Annotated in this window: 19 protein-coding genes; 8 read left to right on the forward strand and 11 right to left on the reverse strand. The window is 40.7% G+C overall.

What is annotated here, in order from left to right:
- The first annotated feature begins 36 nt into the window (after nt 1–36).
- The 3 genes from CYAN7822_RS15435 to CYAN7822_RS15445 all read left to right on the forward strand — a co-directional run bounded on the left by CYAN7822_RS15435 (nt 37) and on the right by CYAN7822_RS15445 (nt 2,519).
- Nucleotides 37–756 (forward strand): 16S rRNA (uracil(1498)-N(3))-methyltransferase, encoded by a 720-nt coding sequence (locus tag CYAN7822_RS15435; protein ID WP_013323206.1) that lies wholly within the window; start codon nt 37–39, stop codon nt 754–756.
- A 9-nt stretch (nt 757–765) separates the two neighbouring features.
- Nucleotides 766–1,887 carry a tetratricopeptide repeat protein gene (locus CYAN7822_RS15440; RefSeq protein WP_013323207.1) on the forward strand — a complete coding sequence of 374 codons (1,122 nt, stop codon included), beginning with the start codon at nt 766–768 and terminating at the stop codon, nt 1,885–1,887.
- A gap of 137 nt (nt 1,888–2,024) precedes the next feature.
- Nucleotides 2,025–2,519 (forward strand): hypothetical protein, encoded by a 495-nt coding sequence (locus CYAN7822_RS15445; RefSeq protein WP_013323208.1) that lies wholly within the window; start codon nt 2,025–2,027, stop codon nt 2,517–2,519.
- A gap of 39 nt (nt 2,520–2,558) precedes the next feature.
- Here the strand turns inward: CYAN7822_RS15445 and CYAN7822_RS15450 are convergent, their stop codons facing one another.
- From CYAN7822_RS15450 to recJ, 4 genes are all read right to left on the reverse strand, one after another.
- The gene (locus CYAN7822_RS15450; RefSeq protein ID WP_013323209.1) at nt 2,559–2,939 is read right to left on the reverse strand and encodes a hypothetical protein; all 381 of its coding nucleotides are present in this window, start codon (nt 2,937–2,939) and stop codon (nt 2,559–2,561) included.
- 118 nt (nt 2,940–3,057) lie between these two features.
- Nucleotides 3,058–3,852, reverse strand: a complete 795-nt coding sequence (locus CYAN7822_RS15455) for a radical SAM protein (RefSeq protein ID WP_013323210.1) — start codon at nt 3,850–3,852, stop codon at nt 3,058–3,060.
- Between the two features lie 31 nt (nt 3,853–3,883).
- Entirely contained in the window at nt 3,884–5,092 is a 1,209-nt protein-coding gene (locus CYAN7822_RS15460) for a response regulator (RefSeq protein ID WP_013323211.1), read from the reverse strand.
- A 375-nt stretch (nt 5,093–5,467) separates the two neighbouring features.
- Nucleotides 5,468–7,813, reverse strand: coding sequence for a single-stranded-DNA-specific exonuclease RecJ (gene recJ, locus CYAN7822_RS15465; protein ID WP_013323212.1), 2,346 nt, complete (start codon nt 7,811–7,813; stop codon nt 5,468–5,470).
- 595 nt (nt 7,814–8,408) lie between these two features.
- On the opposite strand from recJ, the gene CYAN7822_RS15475 reads away from it, so the two are divergent.
- Nucleotides 8,409–10,757, forward strand: coding sequence for a two-partner secretion domain-containing protein (locus CYAN7822_RS15475; protein WP_041933266.1), 2,349 nt, complete (start codon nt 8,409–8,411; stop codon nt 10,755–10,757).
- 18 nt (nt 10,758–10,775) lie between these two features.
- On the opposite strand, the gene CYAN7822_RS15480 is transcribed toward CYAN7822_RS15475, so the two are convergent.
- Complete coding sequence (locus CYAN7822_RS15480) at nt 10,776–11,918, reverse strand: RMD1 family protein (protein WP_013323215.1); 1,143 nt, start codon at nt 11,916–11,918, stop codon at nt 10,776–10,778.
- A gap of 115 nt (nt 11,919–12,033) precedes the next feature.
- Between CYAN7822_RS15480 and CYAN7822_RS15485 the strand changes: the two genes are divergently transcribed.
- Complete coding sequence (locus CYAN7822_RS15485; protein ID WP_013323216.1) at nt 12,034–12,951, forward strand: c-type heme family protein; 918 nt, start codon at nt 12,034–12,036, stop codon at nt 12,949–12,951.
- Nucleotides 12,952–12,963: 12 nt separating this feature from the next.
- On the opposite strand, the gene CYAN7822_RS15490 is transcribed toward CYAN7822_RS15485, so the two are convergent.
- The 5 genes from CYAN7822_RS15490 to CYAN7822_RS15510 all read right to left on the reverse strand — a co-directional run bounded on the left by CYAN7822_RS15490 (nt 12,964) and on the right by CYAN7822_RS15510 (nt 20,154).
- Nucleotides 12,964–13,794 (reverse strand): hypothetical protein, encoded by an 831-nt coding sequence (locus tag CYAN7822_RS15490; RefSeq protein ID WP_013323217.1) that lies wholly within the window; start codon nt 13,792–13,794, stop codon nt 12,964–12,966.
- A gap of 88 nt (nt 13,795–13,882) precedes the next feature.
- Nucleotides 13,883–14,653: a Uma2 family endonuclease gene (locus CYAN7822_RS15495; protein WP_013323218.1), complete on the reverse strand. Its 771-nt coding sequence runs from the start codon at nt 14,651–14,653 to the stop codon at nt 13,883–13,885.
- Between the two features lie 19 nt (nt 14,654–14,672).
- Nucleotides 14,673–16,577: a tRNA uridine-5-carboxymethylaminomethyl(34) synthesis enzyme MnmG gene (gene mnmG / locus CYAN7822_RS15500; RefSeq protein ID WP_013323219.1), complete on the reverse strand. Its 1,905-nt coding sequence runs from the start codon at nt 16,575–16,577 to the stop codon at nt 14,673–14,675.
- 376 nt (nt 16,578–16,953) lie between these two features.
- Nucleotides 16,954–18,798: a group II intron reverse transcriptase/maturase gene (gene ltrA, locus CYAN7822_RS15505; protein ID WP_013323220.1), complete on the reverse strand. Its 1,845-nt coding sequence runs from the start codon at nt 18,796–18,798 to the stop codon at nt 16,954–16,956.
- A gap of 126 nt (nt 18,799–18,924) precedes the next feature.
- Nucleotides 18,925–20,154: an RNA-guided endonuclease InsQ/TnpB family protein gene (locus CYAN7822_RS15510; protein WP_013323221.1), complete on the reverse strand. Its 1,230-nt coding sequence runs from the start codon at nt 20,152–20,154 to the stop codon at nt 18,925–18,927.
- Nucleotides 20,155–20,200: 46 nt separating this feature from the next.
- On the opposite strand from CYAN7822_RS15510, the gene tnpA reads away from it, so the two are divergent.
- The 3 genes from tnpA to CYAN7822_RS15525 all read left to right on the forward strand — a co-directional run bounded on the left by tnpA (nt 20,201) and on the right by CYAN7822_RS15525 (nt 22,003).
- Nucleotides 20,201–20,611, forward strand: coding sequence for an IS200/IS605 family transposase (gene tnpA / locus CYAN7822_RS15515; RefSeq protein ID WP_013323222.1), 411 nt, complete (start codon nt 20,201–20,203; stop codon nt 20,609–20,611).
- A 339-nt stretch (nt 20,612–20,950) separates the two neighbouring features.
- The gene (locus CYAN7822_RS15520; RefSeq protein ID WP_013323223.1) at nt 20,951–21,490 is read left to right on the forward strand and encodes a phycobiliprotein lyase; all 540 of its coding nucleotides are present in this window, start codon (nt 20,951–20,953) and stop codon (nt 21,488–21,490) included.
- 324 nt (nt 21,491–21,814) lie between these two features.
- Nucleotides 21,815–22,003, forward strand: coding sequence for a hypothetical protein (locus tag CYAN7822_RS15525; protein WP_013323224.1), 189 nt, complete (start codon nt 21,815–21,817; stop codon nt 22,001–22,003).
- 188 nt (nt 22,004–22,191) lie between these two features.
- Here CYAN7822_RS15525 and CYAN7822_RS15530 read toward each other — a convergent pair whose 3' ends face one another.
- Nucleotides 22,192–22,395: a hypothetical protein gene (locus tag CYAN7822_RS15530; RefSeq protein ID WP_013323225.1), complete on the reverse strand. Its 204-nt coding sequence runs from the start codon at nt 22,393–22,395 to the stop codon at nt 22,192–22,194.
- Between the last annotated feature and the right edge of the window lie 103 nt (nt 22,396–22,498).

Here is a 22,498-nt window from a genome sequence, read left to right on the forward strand (position 1 = left end):
ACCCAATATACACAATACTTTTATTAACTTAAAAAAGTGTATCGATTAGTCATTGAACCGACACAACAACAACAAGAATGGGTAAACTTAACTCATGATCAACAGCATTATCTTAAACGGGTACTGAGATTAAAAGACGGTGATCCTTTGATCATTATGAATGGACAAGGAAAAGCTTGGAAGGCAATTTTACAAGGAACCTCAGCCCAACTTCTAGAAACCTTAACTGAATCAACAGAATTAGCACTTAACTTAAGCCTGTTGATCGCCTTACCCAAAGGCAGTGGTTTTGAAGAGATCGTGCGCGGTTGTACCGAATTAGGTGTTACCACCTTTATTCCTGTAATCAGTGAACGGACATTACTCAATCCTAGTGCCCAAAAAATTGAACGTTGGCGTAAAATTGCCTTAGAAGCGGCGGAACAATCCGAAAGACAAATCGTTCCTCAAATCCTTGAACCCATCAAGTTTTCCATCGCATTAACAAAAGTAAAAGAAGTAAAGACAGATAAATATATTTGTGTTACTCGTAGAGAAACAGATCATTTATTCAGCTATTTAACTAAGCCGCTTTTAAATCCTCAAATCATTGCCACCGGGCCCGAAGGAGGATGGACAACTGGAGAAATTGATTTAGCCATCAGTGCTGGTTTTCAACCCGTTTCTTTAGGACCTCGCATTCTACGCGCTATTACTGCCCCTGTTTATGTGGCTTCTCTTGTCAGTGCTATGGTGGACACTCAATCGTTTTCTTAGGTATGATTTATGTATAATGATGTTGCCGAAGCGATCGAAAATCAAGATTATCAATCTGCCCAAGAACTCCTACAACAAATTGGAAAAGAAGACTCAGATAACCCTTGGTTTCAATTTTATATAGCCCGTTTAGACGAAGCACGAGCAAATTTAGCTCAAGCTCATCAACAATACCGGCAATTGCTGCTTTCCTCTCCTAATCCTAAAATTGTTGCTCTGGCTCGTCAAGGGATTAACCGCATTAGCGAACTCGAAGATCGAGAACTTCAAATAGCCAAAGCGCAACGTCAAGAAATCTTAGCAAAACTTAACAGTGAGCCGGGCAATACTGAACCTGGCATATTAATTTTAGAACCGATCCCGAATGAATTAAAACAAAAGGCTGCCCTTGCCTTTGCAAAAATTATGAATTTAGACCCTTATAGCGCCCGCTTACAATTGCCAAGTCGAGTTTGGCGGTTGTATCGCACTGGTAATATTGGGGAAATGCGCTATTATCAAGAACTGCTCACCAAAGCTGAAATCCCCTGTTTTTCTGCTTCGCTGCCAGAAATTAAACGGTTTCAAGTATATGAAATTAAATATTTAGACTCAGTATCTCCCCAAGTAACAGCCGTTTATAAGCCCAAAAAAGGAGAGTCAGAAACCATTACCTTTGATTGGTCTATGGTCACTCAACGGGTAGAAGGTCGCCTTCCTATTTTTGAAGAATGTATAGACATCGATGCTAAACGTCAACTACAACGAAAGACTAAAACCCTAGATTATATCCAAGTCTGCGATCTCCATCTTAAAGCTAACTGGGGTGCCGAACGAGTTCCGCACTCTTGTATTATTCGTTTATGGGACCAAAACTACGAGTTTCAAAAAGGGGTTAATTTTTCATCAGCGCAGCACACGGGTGAACCAAAAACCACTAGCGATAATTGGAAACAGTTAAATCAATACTTAAACCAGCAGTTACCCCAAGTGCCGGTCTGGTCAGATTTTAACCATTTTGCTGAAACCGCTCTAGATTTTCAAGAAATGCTTAAATTAATAGAACCTCATATTACCCTACTACGCCCAGAAGAAACCCCTTGGGATGCGGCTTTTGAGCTTTATAGCCGCTTGGTTTTTATCCACGAATAAATGTTAGCTTAATAAAGACCCCGCTCCTTGGTAGACCCTTCCTGCGGTCAGGACTTCGGCTGAAGCCTTCAACGGTGGGGTTTAAATAAACCATTCGAAAATTAATCACAGAGAACCTCTATTAAAGCGTTGGTGTGATGTCTAATATTTCTGAATCCGGTAGTGTTTTAAATTATAGTCGCGTTTACACCTGTCCTGTCTGTCGTCATGGAGAACTTTCTAATATTTCCTTAATGGACGCTTTTGCCTGTAATTTCTGTAATCATATTTTTTCTGCTGATTTAGAACAACAAGTTATCCAAATGGCTGATAGTCAGTTAGCCTTGAAATGGCGTTGGAATGGTCGTTCTTGGCAGAGTGTAAAATCTGAGGGGGTTGAACTGAGTTGGGGCTATTGGATAGCAGGAATGATGTTTATTTTACTGCCTACAGCCATTGTCAGCTTGTCGGTTTATTTGTTTCCCCCTCTGCCTGAAAGTCGTTTGTCTTGGTTACCGATTTTTTGGATCGTGCTGACGTTAGTCAGTCATCTGTGTTGTTTAATTTGGCTGATCATAGAATATTATCAGTTTCCTATTTTCCGATATTTTAGGGTGATAACAAACCGAATGTTAGCTCGTTTTCAAAATTAATCTAGATTGGGGGGCAATAACCCACCACAATCTGATTTTTTATCTTCGATAGTAGTAGGGGACTGGGCTACGGTCTAGGTAATAACGTTGATTATATGGCTCGGTGATCCGATAGTAATAGTCCCTTGCTCTTTGAGAGCGGCTTTCATCAAACAGTCTTCCCTCTAAGTTATTGCGGTAAATTCTTTGTTCTAAAACCGGATCAGGGTAGTCGTAATAAATAATTACGGTCCGTGACTGAGAATTGTCTCCTTTTTGAGGAGTATTTCTGTTATTGTTGGTATTCGGTTCGGTGTCTTGAATGATGTCTGATGAAGAGGAATTATTCTGTTGAGCATTGGCAGAACTGGAAAATCCCAAATTTCCTAGAGTCCCAACAGTCATAATTGCGGCTAGAGTGAGAACAAAATTTGTATTCACGGCTCTGTTTCCTTGGTTTTTTTGTTCTAACTTTATACTAACCTTACTTCACCACCCCAGTATCCTACATCAGGGCTAAACTCCCGAACCGCAAAAGGGGAAAGGGTTTAGGGAGCCATTAAGCGCATTTGATAGCAATTTGAGTTTCTTGAGCTATGCGGGTTGCTAATGCTTCTAAAACTGTCGCGCTCACACATTTTAACACTTGCACTGGGTAAAAACGTTCCTCAGCCTGAGTATGATTTCCTCGTGCTTCTAGCTGATGTTGTAAAGGTTTAGGGCGCTTAGGGGTATTGAGTTGTATCTCTTTGGGATTTATTTGCTTAATTAACTCTATATATGTATTTATAGTGATGTCATCCCAAGGGACTAAAACCATTGTCTGAATACTCAATTCTCCCTTATATTGCTCTCGAAATTGTTTGATTCCTCTCACCAGTTCTGCTAAATTGAATTCTCTTATGGGTCGGTTGATTCGTTTGAGTTGTGAAGCATTAACAGCATCTAATTTCAGTGAAACTTTATCGGCATGGGCTAATTCGCTACGAACAGCCGCATCTGTGAGCAGGGTTCCGTTCGTTAATACTAAGGTCGGTTTGCCGGTCAGGGCTTTAATTTCTCGGAGAATTTCCCCTAAATTAAGCGCTAATGTGGGTTCTCCACTGCCGCTAAGGGTGATCACCTCTACGTCCCAAGGCGCAAAGTGTTTTAAATGGTCTAAAATCTCTGATGTGGCTACGAATAAGGCGCGATCACCGGTGGGTTGTTCAATTTCTCCGAGTTGACAGTAAACGCAGTTAAACGAACAGCTAGATATTTTACCAATGGGATCGATGCCCAGGGATCGCCCATAACGCCATGATTTGACAGGTCCATAAACGGGGGTAAATTGAGCGGTTGATTCAGTTAACATCGAGGATATCCTTGTAGTCTTTAATCAGATCTTAATAAGCGGGTTGATTAGTCAAATTTCCATAGGTAGCTTCTTCGGTTTTACTCGCTTGGGCTAAATACTTTTGCACGATCTGTAACAATTCTTCTGGGTTAGGCGGCTTGCTAATAAAATCCGTTGCTCCTACTAATTTAGCTCGAGCGCGATCAATGACGGTATCTTGAGCGGTTAGAATAATAATCGGGGTTTTGCCAAAAACCGGCGTTTCTCGTAGGAATTTACAAACACTGTAGCCGTTGGCATTAGGCATATTTAAATCTAGTAAAATCAAATTCGGTTTATGTTCAATTAATTGGGCAAATCCTGCCATCGGTTCTTGAATAGATAAGGTTTGATATCCTGCTGGCTGTAAGATCTTTTTCAAATTATGGGCCACTACAGGACTATCATCAATACAGGCGATTAGGTAATTATTGTTACTGGCTTTTGCCGGGGAAGGGGTTGAGGGTTGAGAGATGGAAGGCTTATTAGATAGGGATGCTTTAGTCAATAAATTCGGCAAATCTTCGATTTTTTGAAATATAATCCTTCCTTCATCTTTTAAAGACAATAAAAGCTTACTAATTTCTGTCACCGGTTGTTTAAGTTCTAAAGCAATATCCCACAGGGTATATTTTCCATTGAGATACTGTGCAGGTACCGGTAGAGGCTTTCCCTGGACTGTTGACATCAGTTGGGGTGATAAACTCGGATGAATGCTCTCTAAATTAGCGGCTTGCCACTGGTGATAAATCTCGGTTGCATGAGTTAAAACTGGATGAATTTCTGCTAAAGATAAAGTTATACAATAAACCAGTGTGGATTTTTCCCGTTGAGTTGCGCTCCATTTACTATGAAGGTCTTTAGATAAAACTAATTCGGATAAACATTCTTGGGCAATGGTACAGATAATATTTTTAACCTGATTCAAACTTAATTTTTTTTGGCTGATTCCTTGATAGAGTAAATCATATTCCCAAGGATCATTATTCGATAATTGTGTCGGAGGAGTCCAGTCTGGACAATGTTGCTTGAGGGCGCGTTTCCAACGTCTTACCCGATGAATTTCATCAACAACGTAGAGCAGTCTACCTGAAAATAGGTAAATTGTTGCTACTTTTTGGGATTGATTGAGAACTAACTCTCCAGTGGCTTTTTGTTGACTTAGTTTGTCAAACGCCTCAGTTAGTTGGGTTAATAATTTGGGAGTTACTTTGATCATTTTCAGTTACTCACTTTTTCTATATTTTATTGATATTTTTCAAAAAATATCCCTGTGCTTATTTCGTTATTTTTGGAGTTTATACCATTTTCTTGATGATATCCTTAATTTTACTTAAATTTTTCCCTTATCAAGGACTGCTGGGGAGGAATTAAATACAGCACTCTGGGAAAATTGGTATTAACAATAACCGCATAGCAATTGATTCAGACTCTAATTATATCTCCTCTTCAATCTTAGATTAACCTTGATTTTATGTCTTGATTTTTTTCGGTTTTGACATAAAAGTTTTTAACTTCTTAATTTTTTTTTACAAATATTTATTTTTTGTCACTATCCGTTAATTAGTAAGAAAAAATAAACGAATAAATTTTATTAAAAAATATCAAAATTTATCGGTGTTTGTTCGAGTAAATTTTGAAGAACAGAAAGCGGAATTCGGGAAAAATACTGATGTATAAATTGTTCTTCTTCTACCGCCGAAAAAAATTGATAAATGGCAGCATCAGATTCGGGAAAACTCTCACAAGAGTGGCTGATTTCAAGGGTTCCCTGATGGCTGTGACAATGAAAACCGGACTCAGACAAAGCCTGTAAACCAATATTAAGGGAATAGCGGCTTAAATTTAATTGCTCTTGCATTTGTCTGAGGGTTGTTGTTTGACCCCGACGACTGAGATATTTAGCCATACCGACTAACTTTTCCCAAGTTTGCTCAGGAGATAGAGGTTGAGGAGGAGGGTAAGCAAGAGCAAGTTTAGAAGAAAGTGCGATGGCCCGTCGATATTCCTGTTGAATTTCATCCCAAGAGGTGGGACATTTTTGCAGAATTCTGACCGGTTGTGAGGAGTCTATAGCAGGTTGATTTCGCCAATCGATGAGTATATCTGTATTTGGTAAACGGCTATTAAGATAATGGTCGGGAGTATGAGGACGAACCGCCAGCAAGCGCACCTCATAACGCTTTTCATAGAGATTATAATCGAGTTCAACCAGGGCATCAGAGGAGGTATTTTGAGGCAATTCGTCTTTGTAATGTCCCCACCAGACACCAGGAAATCCTTCATTGACGGAATTATCCCTGAGTTGAAAGGTGGTTTTGATGTATTGAATTTTTTTTCCTCTTAAATCTTTAGGGTTATTATGCCAAGCGTTTTCAAACCAGCAATCTTGAATCAGTAATTTAGGAATAGGATTTCCCATTCCATAGGGTTCGAGAAGCTTTAACTCCCAAAATAGGGCCTTTCCCAACTCAGCAACACTCACCACCAAGTCAGCTTCTATGACCGGACCCCGTAAAGCTAAATCTCCATGTTGTTGCCGCAGTTGTTGATTAATTCCATCTCGAAACAGGGAAATATTTTCTACGGGTAAACTTAACCCGGCTGCCAGAGGATGACCGCCAAAACGATGTAATAAATGAGACTGAGAAGCCACTAATTGATACAAATCAATATGATTAACTGAACGCGCAGAACCTCTCGCTATTTTCGCTAAAGAGGCGGCATTATCGGCATTTTCTTCATCTCCAGGGGTTAATAAAATGGTAGGACGGTTATATTCAGTGGCAATTTGTCCGGCTACTAATCCTAAAACCCCACTTTGCCACTGAGGGTCTTCTAAAACAATCACATGAGTGGTAGAGAGATCTAACTGAGAGAGTTTTTTTTGGACTTGTGCGGTGATCTCTTTTTGTAAGGCTTTACGGCGGGTGTTGGCTAATTCGGTTTCTAAGGCTAATTTTTGACAGCGCTGGCTATCTTTACTGGTGAGTAATTCCACACAAAAAGTCGCATCTCCTTGTATGCGGCTAACGGCGTTAATTCTTGGCCCTAAACCAAAAGAAATATCAGTAGGACGATCGCCGCTTCTTTGACATAATTCTAGGAGACGGGCAATTCCTGGACGAGTGGGGTTTTTGAGTTGCTGTTGAAGTTTTTGTATGCCGCGTTGCGCTAAATAGCGGCAGTCTCCGACGAGTTGTACTAAATCAGCAATTAATCCTATAGCTACTAAGTCCAATAAATTTAAGAGCGGATTTTTCGGCAAATCGGGTAACGTTTGATATAGTGCTTCAACTAATTTATAGGCGACAGCCACACCAGAAAGATGAAAAAGAGGATGAGAGGAGTCAAAATAGCGAGGGTTAATAATGGCAATAACGGGAGGACGGTCTTGGGGTAAGGTGTGATGGTCGCTAATAATGATATCAATACCTAATTGATTGGCGTATTCTATCTCGGTGAGGTTGGTACTACCGGTGTCACAGGTGATAATTAAGCGGGTTCCCTGTCTTGCCAGGCGGTCTATACCCGAACAGTTTAAGCCATGAGATTCGCTAAAGCGGTTGGGGATGTAATAATCCAGTTGAAGATATTGAGGAAAAAATTCTCCGAGTCCTTCCCATAAAACACTGGTGGCGGTGATGCCATCGGCATCGAAATCTCCCCAAATCGTGAGTTTTTCGCCGCTAGAGAGTGCCTGTTGGAGACGTTGAACGGCCCATTTCATTTCTTGACCAAAGGCAAAGGGGCTGCTAGGCTGATAAGCATCTGGGTCTAAAAAACCCGGCAGTTGCAGGGGGTCAGTTATGCCTCTTTGCCATAATAATTGTGCAGCCATTAACCCATCTGAGTTGCGAGTATAACCCTTGACTATCTCTTGAAACCATCGGGGAATTTCTACAGGGGTTAGGATTTGCCATTGAGGATGAGGAAGCATGAATTCATTTTTACCCTTAGTCTATATAAATATATATTATGAACTATAGAGCCGCTAGGCTTGGGCCTGCCGGCCTTGTCAAATCATGAGACAGTCTCAAATGTCTATTAACAAGAGGTTGGAAGATCGATTAGTACCCCGTTAGGAAAAGAAATATTAGTTAATAATTTATTGATATCTTGGACAAAATATTAGGTAAAATATAAGTTAGTAAACCTAAACATTTCTACTACTTGGAAGAGCCAACGTTATTATTATGAAAACCAGAAAGTCAATAATAATGTTTTTATGCCTATTTTTTAGTGTTTTTGTAATAGTACAACTGATTAGCGCACTCGGCAATCCTTTGGCTGCTCAGGACAACATCCCAGTTGTCAGTACAGAAAAATTAGAGCAAACCTTTACCCCCATAAACAAAGCCAATGAAAACCCTTTTGCTGATTCGCAAACCGTCAATCAAAGCACTGACAGTACCTGTACTGTTCTATGCCCACCTTATAATCGAATTGGACGCAGAGTAGATAATTTTTGCGTTGTGTGTTAAAGCTTAACAGGAGCCTTAGTTGAGTTGAAAAAGTTTCCTAATTCATCCTGGATGGTTGCTGCAATTTCTCTGTGTTGCCTCAATGTCTATAGCAGCAGGTGTAACGGACAAATTAGCAGCGACCCTTCTGTGGGAACACAAGTTACCTCTACAGATAATCTTCATTTCACCATTACTGGTGGAAGGCAAGCAGGAGGAAATCTTTTTCATAGTTTAAGAGAATTTTCTGTGCCCAATGGAGGGGAAGCTTTTTTTGACAACCTCCCCGAGGTGCAGAATATCATCACTCGGGTGACTGGAGGCTCCATGTCTAATATTAATGGGATCATCCGAGCTAATGGCAATGCTAACCTATTTTTGCTCAATCCTAGCGGCATTTTATTTGGCCCTAATGCAAGTCTAAACCTAGGAGGGTCACTGATCGCCACGACGGCTAATCAAATCAAGTTTGCTGATGGAACCTTTTACAGTGCAGTTGATTCCCCATCCCAACCCCTGTTAACTCTTAGTGTTCCCATTGGCTTGCAATTTGGCAATAATCCCGCAGCCATTATCAATCAATCGAGAGTAGACAATAGTGCTGGTTTGGGAGTGGGGCTTGAGGTAGCATACGGCAAAACCCTAGCCCTTGTGGGAGGGAATATTTTCTTAACAGGGGGGATATTATCTGCACCTGGGGGAAGAATCGAACTCACGAGCGTGGGTAACAACAGCTTGGTCAGCTTGAATCCCATAGAGCAAGGCTGGTCTTTAGGAATTGAGGGAGTGCAAGCTTTTCAAGATATTCAACTATCTCAAGAGGCGCGGGTTAGAACAACTGCCTCAGAGGGTCAAACCAGTGGAGATATTTTGTTACAGGGAAGACAGATAGTTGTGACTGGGGGTTCGATATTAGTGTCGTTTAACCAAGGAATTAATCAGGGTGGAGATATTGTTATTAAAGCTTCCGAATCCTTAAAAGTGAGCGATTTCAGTAATATTAATACTAATACTTTTTCGACCGGAGCATCGGGAGACATAACCATTGACACAAAGCAGTTGATTGTGCGAGATAATTCTTTTATAGACGCATCTAATCAGGGTAATGGACAGGGAGGAAATTTAAGCGTCAATGCTTCTGAATCGGTAGAAGTAGGCGGTGATAGAGAAGGAATCAGCGTATTAACAACACAGACGGCTAACGGAAGCACAAATGCTGGAACCTTGAAGGTAACAACCGAAAAATTGATTCTTCGGGATGGGGGACGGATAGATAGCTCCACTAAGTTTTCTAGTGGCAATGGGGGAACAGTAAGAATAGATGCTTCTAAATCTATAGAAATTAGGGGTCAAACCCTAGAGAATCAAGTAATAAGTCCTAGCGGCATATTTGCCACTACCACAGAACAAGGGACCAGAGGGAATGGCGGCAATTTAATCATCAATACAGAGCAATTAGTGGTCCGAGACGGGGGAACTATATCGGTGGCGGCTGTTAAAGGAAGTATTGGTCAAGCCGGGTCTTTAGACATTAATGCTTCCAAGTCGATACTAATCGATAACAAAGGCAGCACGATCTTAGGGACCACTGAAAGTCCTAACCCGGCGGGAAATTTAAGCATTAATACCCCCCAATTGCTCATTAACAATGGGGGTGAAATCAGCGTCAGTAGTATGGGAAAAGGCACAGCCGGCAACCTTTTAATTAATACAGAAAATCTGCTCCTTAATAATGGAGGATCGATAAAAGCTGAAACCATAGGGGAACAAGGTAATATTAATTTAAACGTACAAGCTCTTTTATCACTACGCAACAACAGCCAGATTAGTAGCACTGCCAAAGGAAGCGGCGACGGAGGCAACATCAACATTAATGCTCGATTGATCTTGGCAGTTCCTAATGAAAATAGCGATATTACTGCCAATGCTTTTGAAGGAAAAGGGGGAAACATCACCATCACTACTGAAGGAATTTATGGAATTGAACCCCGTGCAAGTCTGACAGGTTTGAGTGACATTAACGCCAGTTCCCAGTTAGGAATTAGTGGAGTCGTCCAAATCAATCAACGAGATTTTGATCCTCAAGATAAACTGTCCGAAAACCCTAATCCCCCTGAAACCCCTCAACTCTTACAAGGATGTCAATTTGGCAGTGCAGAGACTTCGAGTCGTTTTGTGATTACTGGACGGGGGGGTTTAGCTTCTGATCCTTTTGAAACTCTCAGTAATAATGAAATTTGGGAAGATATACAACCGCCTCAAGACCTCCATCAGACACCTGTGGCGGCACAAAACTCAACACCCACATCCGATAAAGTAGTCGAAGCAAAAGGATGGCTAATTGACAGTCAAGGAAAAGTGACTCTGATCTCTCAACCGGCTAAAGTGATTACCAGAAGATGTGATATTTCTGGGTCTTGATGATAAAAAAAGCAAATATCAAGTATTTCTCCACAGTGCCATCACAATCTCAAAGAAAATCAATAAAACAATAATCCACTCCAACGCAGTTGCTCGTTCTGTATCTGCCTCATTGTGTAACATACTGTAGGTTTCTCGCAGTAAAGTCAACTTATGTTCGACTCCTGAACGCCAGACATCAACCCGTAAAACATTAAGTAAAGCACTGTAAAATCGATTCCAGTAAACATCATCAGTGACCTTAAGCGCATTATCAACCCGTTCAGTCACTTCTGTAAATTCTGCCACCAAGCGTTGTACCTGGTGCAATAATTGACTGTAACGACCCACCACAGGAATCGCAAATTGGGGGCGTTCTTGGGGCAATTGACGATACAATAAGGGTAACTCAGCGTCCAGTTCCGCATCATAGGAACGCATCAGCAATAACTCTACATTAGCAAATTCAATCAAAGCCACTGCTGTAGCTACAGCTAATGGATCAGGTTCGATGAGTAAAGCCGTATTCCAGCTTAAAAGAGCTAAATCATTGAGATAATAACTCATCTGAGTCAACAAATTTGAGGCGCTTTGGCTTAACAGGCGTTTTTCTCCTAATACAGTCGCCCATACATAAGGATTTTTTCCCAGTTCAGGAATGGCTATTTCTGCGGCTAGACGTTGAATAACCAGAATACTATAATCTTCCACAATAGAACCGCGATGAGCTTTTTTCAGCACAGGCGTTAAGAGTTTTTCCAGTTCTTCTAGCGCAGTTTCAAAAAGCTTTTGTAATTCTTGTGGCGATTCTTGTAAGGAACCAATTATATGAGTAATCGTGTCCCAAGGAGTATGATCAGATAAAGGTAATTCTAAAGTCAAGGCGATCGCCCCTAAATCATAGATACTGGTTCTGAGGGTTCCGGTTAAAAATACCCCCCCCAGAGAAAACGACATTTGACCAAATTCAGCTTGTACAGGAGGTTGAGCAATTTGAATACTTTCAGCTTGTTTGGCATGAACTGAGATCTGCCGTCGGGCGGTGGGTTTAGCGATACAATTGGATACGGCGGCTAGATCAATTTCATCAGCTATCTCGTAAAAGCGGCACAAAATTAAGGTTCCTTCCAGGATATTGGGTAATTCTGTTTTTGCTAATTTATAGGCGTTGGCTGTAGTCATATCATTTTTTAATCTTAATCTAACAAACCCGGGGGAGCAAAAACCATTGACTAATGTTGCCGCTCCACTTGTTCAACCGCCAGGAGTTGATTATTAGTAAACCACCCACACGGCTATGTTTGAAATTTTTCGTTCCCGCTTGAGAGAAGTTAATCTTAGCAAACAGATCTCTATTTTGCTCGGATTACTTTTTGTTGGAGCCATTCTTCTCAGTGGCTTCCTGATAGGAATAATCCTCAATCAAAGCGCACAACGTCAAGTAACAGCAGAAGCTTCAGCACTGTTAAAGACAATGAATGCTGTGAGTGCTTATACCGATAAAGAAATTACCCCAGAGTTATCTGCTCGCTTAAACAACGAATTTTTACCGCAAATCATTCCTTTTTTTGCCGCCTGGGAAGTTTTTGAAAAATTGCGCGACAATCCCCAATGGCAGAATTATTTTTATAAAGATGCTACCCTTAATCCTACCAATCTTCGGGATAGAGCCGATGATTTTGAAACCGATATTATTAAACAAATGAGCAACAATCGGCAAATTCAGCAATTGAGCGGCTTTCGCTCCCGTGAAGATGAGCAAATGTTCTATATTGCCCAGCCGATTGTTGTCTCGAGTGCGAGTTGTTTAGAGTGCCACAGCACCCCGGAAGTGGCTCCAAAAAGCATGATTGAGCGATATGGAAGCAGCAATGGTTTTAATTGGCAACTCAATAAAGTCATTGGGGCAAATATGATTTATGTACCTGCTAGTCAAGTATTTAACATTGCTCGCAGAAATTTGCTCATTTTCTTGGCCATTATGCTCACTATATTAGGGGTAACGCTTTTTGTAGTTAATTATTGGCTGACTCGTTCGGTGGTACGACCCCTTAAACGGATGACAAAAGTAGCTGAGGCTATTAGTTCAGGCAATTTAGACGCGGATTTTCAGCAAAAATCCCTCGATGAAGTGGGTTTGTTAGCTCAGGCTTTTACCCGCATCAAGGCCACTTTAGTTTTAGCAATGCAACGCTTAGAAAGATATGGTCAATGAGCTTTCTTAAGCTTAAAAAGATTGTCCTACCCCCAAACGGCGAACTGTACCATTGCGGGTAATCATGACTTGCTGATTTTCCACCGCTTTTAAGGTCCAGCCGCTTGTTCCTATGCTCTCACCTACTTGAATTCGTTGAGTTTGACCATCAATTGTAATCAAAGCCGAAGATTTATCACCCGCTTCTAACAAACCCACTAATAGATTTCCACCGCCATTACTCGAAGGAGAAGAAAGGGGTGGGGGAGTTTGTGGAACAAGACTAACGCCTGGGGTTAATACTGGAACTGTCGAGGGGGGTTTAACCGGTTGAATTGATGGGGGAGTGGGAACTGTTGGCGGTGGCGGTGGGGGAACAAGAGAGCGGCTAAGGCTACTAGAAGAGGGTTTAAGAGCGATTACGGGAGGGGAATTGATAGCGGCGCTAGGCTGTTGTATTGGTTGCATCTGGGGATAAACAGGAATGTAAATTTTTTCTACGATGCGAGGAGTTGTTGGGGTGGTAGAAGAAGGATTTAAAGGAAGCGGTGGAGAAGGAACTTTTATCGGTTGTGTACCCGAGTGGTTAGAGGTGGGTTGATGGATAGCTTTTTGTTGTTGCTGCTTGCGTTCGAGAATTTCTAAAGATTGTTGTAAATAGGCGATAAATCGAGCATCATCAGGGGAAAGAGTCGGGTTTGGGTTTGAGGGTTGAGCAGATGAGTTAGCGGTGCCGGCTAATTTCGGCTTGCCTTGACTGACTAACCCAAAAATCACCATCATTAAATAAGTACAAGCGATGACAAATAGGATTTTGTCGAAAGAAAGTTTTATATTTTTTTTTCCATTGAGATGAGAGGTCATAGCATTATCTTACTGAAGTTTTTTATCCCAGTTTTTGGCATAAATTCTAACAGATATTGCCATTAGGATCAGTTAAATTTCCTAAAGCTCAAAAATATGCTCTGACTTCTTCAACTGGCAAATTTAATGCTGTTGCTATTTGTTCGACTGTTAACCCCATCTCTTTTAACCGAGGAATTGCATCTCGCTGTGCTTGTTCAGCCTTTTGGCGAGCTTGTTCAGCTTCTTGGCGAGCTTGTTCAGCTTCTTGGCGAGCTTGTTCTATTTCTTGAGGGCTTAAAAGTTTCTTTTGGGTTTGAGGGTCATAAAAACGTAATTCGCCCTCATACAACCGTAAGTCTAACCCCAACACTTGAGAATGTATTGATAAAACTCCATCTGCTAACCTTGTAGTTGCTAGAGGTTGATAGCGACCTTCCTCTAAAGTTTGTCCTTTTAATTGAGATTTCAAATAATCCCCGGTGGGGTCATACTGAAAATACTCTTGAACGCCCAATTGGGCATATTTAATCGGCTTATCATATTCATCATTTTCCTGAGTAGTCTTTGAGGTTATTTCTAAAATAAACTGAGGAAGTTGGCTATTTTCTTCCCAAGCTTTATAACTCATTCTTTTTTTCTTTTCTACCCCAAAGACCACAAATACATCCGGGGCAATCACCGCACTTGGACTGCCTTTTTTATAATAGATAAATAGGTTTCCTGAGACATAAACATCGGTTTGATTTTGAAAATAATTACTTAATGCTTCCACTCCATAAATCAAATAATCTCTAGTCGCATCACTTTCTGCCATTGGTTTACCATCACTATCTGGATAGACAATTTCGGTTTCTAATTCATTAGAACTAACTGCCATAATCTCAACCCTTTTTTACTTAAATAGATTGATAACGGAAACGAGTTTCTAAATAGACCAGCAGGGCATTAATATCTGCCGGATTAACCCCACCGATCCGTGATGCTTGTCCAATGGTTAGCGGCTTAACTTTGGTTAATTTTTCTCTAGCTTCCATTGACAAAGTGTCAATTTTCATATAGTCAAGCTCGGCCGGCAATGAGCGATTACTATGACGAGAAACTTGCTCGATTTGATTTTGCTGCCGCTTAATATAACCCGAGTATTTAATATCAATTTCTGCCCCTTCTTTTTCAGCCGTCGTTAAATCCAGATTCCCCAGTCCATAAGTTTCTAAATCCGCGTAATGGAAGCCCGGACGACGTAATAAATCGGCTAGGGTAACCGAACCTTTGATCTTTTGTTCAGTCTTAGCCGCTATGGCTTTTCCTAACTCATCATTTTCTTTAATTCTGCTTTCATAAAGACGTTCTTTTTCGGCGATAATATTAGCCTGTTTCCGTTGAAACAAGTCCCAACGGCGGTCATCAATCAGACCAATTTCTCGCCCCAAAGGAGTCATCCGTTGGTCAGCATTATCAGAACGCAAAATCAGGCGATACTCTGACCGACTGGTGAGCATTCGATAGGGTTCTCTGAGGTCTTTTGTACATAAATCATCAACCAAAGTTCCGATGTAGCTTTCTTCTCGGGGAAACACCACGAAGGGTAGGCCTTTAACCAATTGCGCCGCATTAATTCCGGCGACAATTCCCTGTGCGGCGGCTTCTTCATAGCCGGTGGTACCGTTAATTTGTCCGGCACAAAATAATCCTTCTATTTTTTTGGTCATTAAGGTGGGATAACATTGGGTTGCCGGTATATAGTCATACTCCACCGCATAAGCCGGGCGCAGCATCACGCAGTTTTCTAATCCGGGCAGGGTATGCAGCATGGCTAATTGAATATTTTCCGGTAATCCCGTCGAAAATCCTTGGATATAGAGTTCAGGAATTTCTCTTCCTTCGGGTTCAATAAAGATTTGATGGCTTTCTTTATCGGCAAAGCGAACGATTTTATCTTCGATGGAGGGACAATAACGAGGCCCTTTAGAATCAATGAACCCGCCATAAATGGGAGATAAATGTAAGTTATCTCGAATCAGTTGATGAGTTTTGGCGGTGGTACGAGTGAGATAACAATTCATTTGTTCTCGTTCTACCCAAGCTTGCGGATCAAAGCTAAACCAACAAACTTTGTCATCTGGCGGCTGAGGTTCTAATTTAGAATAATCCACTGAACGTTTATCAACCCTGGCCGGGGTACCGGTTTTGAGGCGTCCGGTTTCAAATCCTAATTGATTGAGGGTATCGGTTAACCCAACGGCGGCGAATTCTCCGGCCCTCCCGGCGGCCATGGATTTACCTCCTATCCAAATGCGACCCCCTAAAAAGGTTCCTGTGGTTAAGATAACCGCTTTGGCGGCAAAGCAAGTACCGAAATAGGTTTGAACTCCTATCACCTCATCATTTTTCCCCAGTACCAAATCGGTGGCCATGGCTTCGCGGATGAACAAATTTTCTTGATTTTCGACAATTTGTTTCATAACGGCGGCGTATTCCCGCTTATCGGTTTGTGCCCTTAATGCCCAAACGGCCGGACCTCTCGAAGCGTTGAGTATCCGTTTTTGTAGATAGGTTCGGTCTGCCATTTTCCCGATTTCCCCGCCTAAAGCATCTACTTCATGGGTTAATTGAGATTTGGCAGGACCGCCCACAGCCGGGTTACAGGGTTGCCAAGCGATTTTATCCAGATTTAAGGTGAGCATCAGGGTGCGGCATCCTAAACGCGCAGTAGCCAAGGCGGCTTCACATCCAGAATGTCCGGCACCAACAACGATGACATCGAATGAGTCTTGGAATTCAACAGGGGATGTGATGGTCATGGGTCAGCAATTTTATTATTCAAAATTTGCCCATTCACTCAGGAAAAAACCTAGAAATAATTAGGCTTCTGGGTGAGGGGGTCAGTAGTTGGAGCAATGAGTTCATGTTTTATTCTAGCTTGACTTCTCCCCGCTCTAAAGAGACGGGGATTCTAAAGCTGATGCTTCGCAACGCGACGGGGCGTATAAAGTGGCGAGGCAACCTCGCCACACAGCCCCTTATAAATCGACGTGGCTCCACGTCTTCTTAGCTGACCAGAATTTTAACTTCTGGGGACGATTAAACTAAGCCGATGAGTCGCCTCATCGACTCGTCTTCAAAACCGTGCTTGAGACTTTCACCCCACACGGCTCCTCAATTAATTGGTCTTTGTCATTAGAACTGCGTCACCAACATATCATCTACCCATTTGTATTTGAGGATATTTGATTGTGATTTAGGCTTGACACTATTACAGTCAGATTTGTTGCCGAGACTTCCATCAAGGGTAGTCTTTTTATCGTGACAATGACGATGGAGTAGTTGTTTGTTTTCCTCATTATTCTTGCCTCCTAGGGATTTGGGAATAATGTGGTCAATCTCGAATTTGTCTCCATCTTTAAAGAACAATCCGCAGTGGTTACATTTCCCGTCTTGCTTTTTAAGTAGTTTTGCGTACTTGTCGGGTAATAGGGGATGTTCACCTTTTCTCGTACTCCAGTAGATTAAGTCTCCATTGTATGGGCTGGCTACTCCTTTCACCTTTTTGTATTTTTTGTGGTGAATTTCAGAATGTTTTAGGAGTTGGAATTCTGGTTCTCCGTTTTCTATTGTACAGAAGTTCCATTTTCCGAATTTCTTTTTATGCCAATACTTTTCTATTATTTCTTTGACCCCTTGTTTTGGATGCCTTCCTTTCGCCCAACTTTTAAGTTTTAAGAATAACAGGTGGTCTAGTAAGGATTTTTCTTTACTACTTACTACTGTGCTGTAGTAATTTGACCATCCTCTTATGATTGGCTCCAGATGGGATATTAGGGCAGCTTGTGGTGCTGCTTTGTGGGCATCTACGATGTCTCGAAGCTTCTCATAGTGTTTTAGGACTTTTTCTTTTTGTGGTTTGATTCTTAAGGTGAATCCTAGGTGTTTCCCATAGGAGTTTTTCATATCCTTATGAACCCCGCATTTATATTGTCTTACATTAAACCCTAGGAAGTTGAACCCGACGTTTCCTTGATACTTATCCAAGGTATTCGTGATTCTTGTTTTTTCGGGTTTTAATGTGAGTCCTAGTTCACTTAACCATGTTTCAATTATCTCTTTGCCCTTTTCCACTACGGCTAGGCTTTCGTGGATTAGAACAAAATCATCTGCGTATCGGATTAGAGCGATAGAGCCTTTCCTGTCCCTTTTATTTTTTGCGGAGAACTCTTTTTTAAATTCGCCTGGATTTTCTGCAAATGAAATGATAATTTCTTCCATTCCGTGAAGGGCGATATTGGCTAGTAAGGGACTCACCACACCTCCTTGTGGTGTGCCTTCATCAGTTGGGAAGAGTTTTCTTCCATCCATTACTCCCGCTTTTAACCAAGCTCTGATTTGTCTTCGCATGGTAGGGAAGGTGTTTAATTTTTTAAGGAGTTTTTCATGGTTAATTTTATCGAAGCATTTCGTTATATCCGCGTCTAGCACGTATTTGGCTTTAGCGATAAGTTGTTGAAATATTGCTCCGATAGCATCGTGACAGCTACGTCCTGGTCTAAAACCATAAGAATTAGGTTCAAAATACGATTCCCATTCAGGTTCTAAAGCTAACTTTACTAGAGCCTGTAATGCCCTATCTGACATACAAGGAATACCTAAAGGTCGCTTTTCGTCTCTTCCTGGTTTTGGTATCCAAACCCTTCTTGTAGGTTTAGCTTTATTGGTTAATTTCAGTTGGCTTACAAGTTTTAGGCGTTTTGACGGGGAAAGGGATTTTACTCCATCTATTCCTGCTGTCTTTTTGCCTTGATTATCTTGCGTTACCTTTCTTACCGCTAACGCTTTTGCTGACCAAGAGCGTAGAAGGGTCTTTTGGAGTTTTCGGACTGTTCTAACGTCACCACGACTAGCAGCTTGGAAAATGCGCTTTTGAAGCTTAAAGACTCGTTTCTCCAGTTTCTTCCACGAAATATCGTTCCATTGGTTTTCTGAAGGCTTGCATCCCACAGTATTCAATTTTGAATCTGTTTTAGGCATATAGACTCCTACTTGTACCTTTTCCATCCAATTAATCGTAGGTCTGTCAGCATATCATTACCATTACAGTAAGGCGTTGAAGGCTAATCCCTCAAACCTAGACCTTTAAGGGGTCTTGGTTGATTTCTAGCCAACGAATCGCACAGTCAAAACGCCCCTATTCACTCGACTCAAATCTAAATTGAGCGTCGTGGCTACTTTTCGGATAATGTTCCCTGCACCGTTACAATCAGCATTAATATACCAATTATTAGCAGTGCGGAATAATCCTCTTTTTGTTCTTCTGCCTGATGATTTCCATCCTTCGGGTTTCTCACCAAAAACGGGAATAATATCATCATCTAAAAAGCTTGCTTTACTGGTGTAACTCTCTTCAGTCTCAATGAATTTAATGCCATATAGTTCAGACAGTTGAGCAATTCTATTTTTGAGTCTAGCAGTAGGAATTGAGACAAAAGATTGATTATTTTTCTTTCCTAGATTTACTTCTTTTTTAACTTCTTGGTTCCAACCAAAAACGATAGTACCAATATTATTATCTAAGCAGTGATTGACTATAAGTCTCGCCGTTTTGTTGACAGCATCCCTCATCTGTCTATTTCGCTTCTCCGTTATTCTAGCTAAGTTATTAGACCAAAATCCTTGAGGTTTTCCTTCTTTGAGGGTTGATGCTTGCTTGTTGTACCAACGGTTAACGGATTTTAGATGTTTCCCGTCAATAATAAAAGATGTGCCCACATTAGAAACGCAAGTTAACCAATTATTTAATCCTGGGTCTATGCCGAGTACATTGTCTTGATTTAAACCTTTATCTCGTGTTTCTAATTGATAAACAAACTCAGCATAGAAACATAGATTTCTAGGGATAATCCTAACTTCCTTAATATCTTCAAAGAGTAAATTAGACGGCATTGGGAGAGAAAAGCTATCTAATTTAAACCATGCCTTAACCTGCTTTCCTAATGAGAATTTAATCTCATTGTCCACCAATTTAAGCCACTGTTTGGGATAGGCAACTTGATATAAACCCGCTTTTCTGTAATTAGGAAATTTAGGCTTATTGACTAACTCGCCCTTTCTCCACATAGCCAAGAGTTTGCGATAAGAAGTCATCCCTTCATAAACACTTCTAAGTGTCTGTTGAGCCACACAGGAGCGTAAAGCTTTAAAGTGTAGATTTGATTTTAATTCTTTATCTAGAGTGTACTTACCAATATATTGATGGGTCTTAAAATATATTTGCCTTGCGTAATAAAGCCCACAATTATAGAGTTTATTAGCTTCCGAGCAAACATATTCTAAAATAGCCATCACATGGGGAGGCGAATTGATTAAGATTTGTTGGCATCCGTACATAGTAAACTGTATTATAATAAGTCTATTATACACCCAGTAAAAACAAATGACAACCAAGGACAAGAAAGAAGAGTATAGGCGAAACCCTCACTCTGTAAGCCTCTTGAACTATCACTTCGTCTTTTGTTCCAAGAGGCGAAAACCAGTGTTAGTGGGAGATGTGGCTAAAAGATTTCAGGATGTTATTTTTGGGTTGTGTCAAGAGAATGATTGGAGGTTGATAGCACTAGAAATAATGTCAGATCATGTACACCTTTTTCTGAACACAGATCCGACTCATGCCCCTAGTGCTATCATGAAGAAAGTAAAAGGGCGTTCATCTCATGTCTTGAGAAAAGAATTTCCTGAGTTATTAAAAATCCCTACCCTGTGGACTCCGAGCTACTTTGTTAGCACTGCCGGCAATGTATCGACTGAAACCGTCAAAAAATATATTGAAACCCAAAGGGGTAAATAGATACGCTCTTGTTAAAACCCCTTCATTCGCTCGACTGCCACCCGTTAAAACGGATGGCTAACCCTCGCTCGTAATTATTTTTGTTTAGTTAATCTGAGATTTTTCTGAGAAATTCATTCTTAACTGTTGCGTTTTGTCAATCAGTAACAATACTTACAGTTTTTCTCGTTGTTTACCAGCAAATTTGAAGAATCTACCTCTAGGTCAACCGTTCCCAGCCTAAAGGCAGTAGCCAATGCTTGTTGTCTGTGTTACATTAACTTATATGACAATATGGCAAAATCATATTTACAAAACGTCTTTTTTATGCGTTTTAAACTCTCAAGAGGTAATCGTTAAATGATCTCAAAACCCATTGTTCAACTATCTGCGGAATCATTAGTACAAGAGTTCTTTAAGAAATCCGAGGGGAGATGGAAATCTCAACGGCGCTATTACACTCTTAAACAGGAGACAGAACCTCAAGAAGTGATCAGCTTATTAACGGTTGAATATTTACCCCAAGGTTCACCTCAATTAATTGAATTAGCGCAGTTACATCAATTAGAACAAGAAGATTGCTTAATTTGTGGGACTTACATTACTTGGAAAAGTGACTATGTTAAAGGAACCCGCAAACCTTCAGAAGGTTCAACGATATTTGGGGCTAATGGAAACATTCTTTACCGAGATCGAGGTTTCGCCACAGATGATCCCGTAGAAGCGATTTATTCTTTTACTAACCCCACAACCTTATGTTTAAGAACAGAGTATAAAGGTTCTGTATTTGAAGAAGAATTAAAATTTATCGGCGAGCATTATCGAACCCGGCAATCCATTATTTCACGCTCCGGGGAAGAAATCATGATCGGGCAGTATTTAGAAAAACGCTTGGCTTAAATTCAAGAGTATTAAGTGGACAAAAAGCCATTTATTCTTTTTATTGGCAGAAATATCAGGCTAAGGGTTGATCACGATTAGGTAAAGGGAAAAGCAGACTCGAGCGACTTTTCCCAAAACCCAGCAACAAAACTGGGTTAAAGTCTCTATATCTTGAAACAATTCCTCCGAAATTTCCCCGGAATACTCTGTATCTATCAGTAGTTAGAGTAAATTCACGGTAGTGGTTTTCTAGTCATCGCCAAAAAAATAACTTAGGTATGATATTTTTTTTCCCAAAATAGGGAATTATAAAAGTAAGAAATACGGAGGGAGGAAACTCAAATGAATAAATATGATATGATCTGCTACGAAAAAACCTATAATGATTCTCTCTATTGGGAAGACGTAGAAGTTTCCACTAAGAAAGAACGCAGTGAAAATTGGACAGAGTGCCGTTGTTTAACCGATCGCTTTTTTGATGAACTGGTAGCCAGAGGTTATTTAGTGCCTCGTTCACAACACAAATCTTAAAGGTAGGATTAAGTTTCATAGGATAGCTCCAGAGGCTATCTAAGAGATTATTGCCTTGATCCTCCCTTCACAAGCCATATAATTAGCGCACTCCAATCTTAGAGACAAAGTTTGCTAAAAATCTAGGTGTTAGTCATGTTTACTATCACCTGATTTTATTTTATAAAAACGAAATTAACCAACTTCTACTATTCATAACTTAATAAAAAATCCACATAATCTTCAGAAGTGGTTTGGTAAAGAAATTCTAAATCACTGTCATCGCTCCAGTAGTGTTCATCGTCAAAAGACTGTATTTCATCTAGACTAAACTCGTCCCTAATCTCATTCAATAGGCGACTGTGGGTAGAAGGTTGGGATACAACAGCTTGTTGAGATCTAGGTTCGTTCATTTGACTTAACCTCTGGTTATGAGAACTCTTAAGTTATACCAGAAACAGTATAAAATACCTGGCCTAAAATTAACTATAAAAAGAATTGGAGTTAAGAATTATT

The sequence above is a fragment of the Gloeothece verrucosa PCC 7822 genome (assembly GCF_000147335.1).
GTDB lineage: Bacteria > Cyanobacteriota > Cyanobacteriia > Cyanobacteriales > Microcystaceae > Gloeothece > Gloeothece verrucosa.

What these genes read in the sequence shown, in the direction of transcription:
- CYAN7822_RS15455 (WP_013323210.1), bottom strand. Translation starts at nt 3,852, where the DNA reads ATGTTAACTGAATCAACCGCTCAATTTACCCCCGTTTATGGACCTGTC.
- CYAN7822_RS15490 (WP_013323217.1), bottom strand. Translation starts at nt 13,794, where the DNA reads ATGACCTCTCATCTCAATGGAAAAAAAAATATAAAACTTTCTTTCGAC.
- ltrA (WP_013323220.1), bottom strand. Translation starts at nt 18,798, where the DNA reads ATGCCTAAAACAGATTCAAAATTGAATACTGTGGGATGCAAGCCTTCA.
- CYAN7822_RS15485 (WP_013323216.1), top strand. Translation starts at nt 12,034, where the DNA reads ATGTTTGAAATTTTTCGTTCCCGCTTGAGAGAAGTTAATCTTAGCAAA.
- CYAN7822_RS15525 (WP_013323224.1), top strand. Translation starts at nt 21,815, where the DNA reads ATGAATAAATATGATATGATCTGCTACGAAAAAACCTATAATGATTCT.
- CYAN7822_RS15445 (WP_013323208.1), top strand. Translation starts at nt 2,025, where the DNA reads ATGTCTAATATTTCTGAATCCGGTAGTGTTTTAAATTATAGTCGCGTT.
- mnmG (WP_013323219.1), bottom strand. Translation starts at nt 16,577, where the DNA reads ATGACCATCACATCCCCTGTTGAATTCCAAGACTCATTCGATGTCATC.
- CYAN7822_RS15480 (WP_013323215.1), bottom strand. Translation starts at nt 11,918, where the DNA reads ATGACTACAGCCAACGCCTATAAATTAGCAAAAACAGAATTACCCAAT.
- tnpA (WP_013323222.1), top strand. Translation starts at nt 20,201, where the DNA reads ATGACAACCAAGGACAAGAAAGAAGAGTATAGGCGAAACCCTCACTCT.
- CYAN7822_RS15510 (WP_013323221.1), bottom strand. Translation starts at nt 20,154, where the DNA reads ATGTACGGATGCCAACAAATCTTAATCAATTCGCCTCCCCATGTGATG.
- CYAN7822_RS15495 (WP_013323218.1), bottom strand. Translation starts at nt 14,653, where the DNA reads ATGGCAGTTAGTTCTAATGAATTAGAAACCGAAATTGTCTATCCAGAT.
- CYAN7822_RS15530 (WP_013323225.1), bottom strand. Translation starts at nt 22,395, where the DNA reads ATGAACGAACCTAGATCTCAACAAGCTGTTGTATCCCAACCTTCTACC.
- CYAN7822_RS15520 (WP_013323223.1), top strand. Translation starts at nt 20,951, where the DNA reads ATGATCTCAAAACCCATTGTTCAACTATCTGCGGAATCATTAGTACAA.
- recJ (WP_013323212.1), bottom strand. Translation starts at nt 7,813, where the DNA reads ATGCTTCCTCATCCTCAATGGCAAATCCTAACCCCTGTAGAAATTCCC.
- CYAN7822_RS15440 (WP_013323207.1), top strand. Translation starts at nt 766, where the DNA reads ATGTATAATGATGTTGCCGAAGCGATCGAAAATCAAGATTATCAATCT.
- CYAN7822_RS15475 (WP_041933266.1), top strand. Translation starts at nt 8,409, where the DNA reads ATGGTTGCTGCAATTTCTCTGTGTTGCCTCAATGTCTATAGCAGCAGG.
- CYAN7822_RS15460 (WP_013323211.1), bottom strand. Translation starts at nt 5,092, where the DNA reads ATGATCAAAGTAACTCCCAAATTATTAACCCAACTAACTGAGGCGTTT.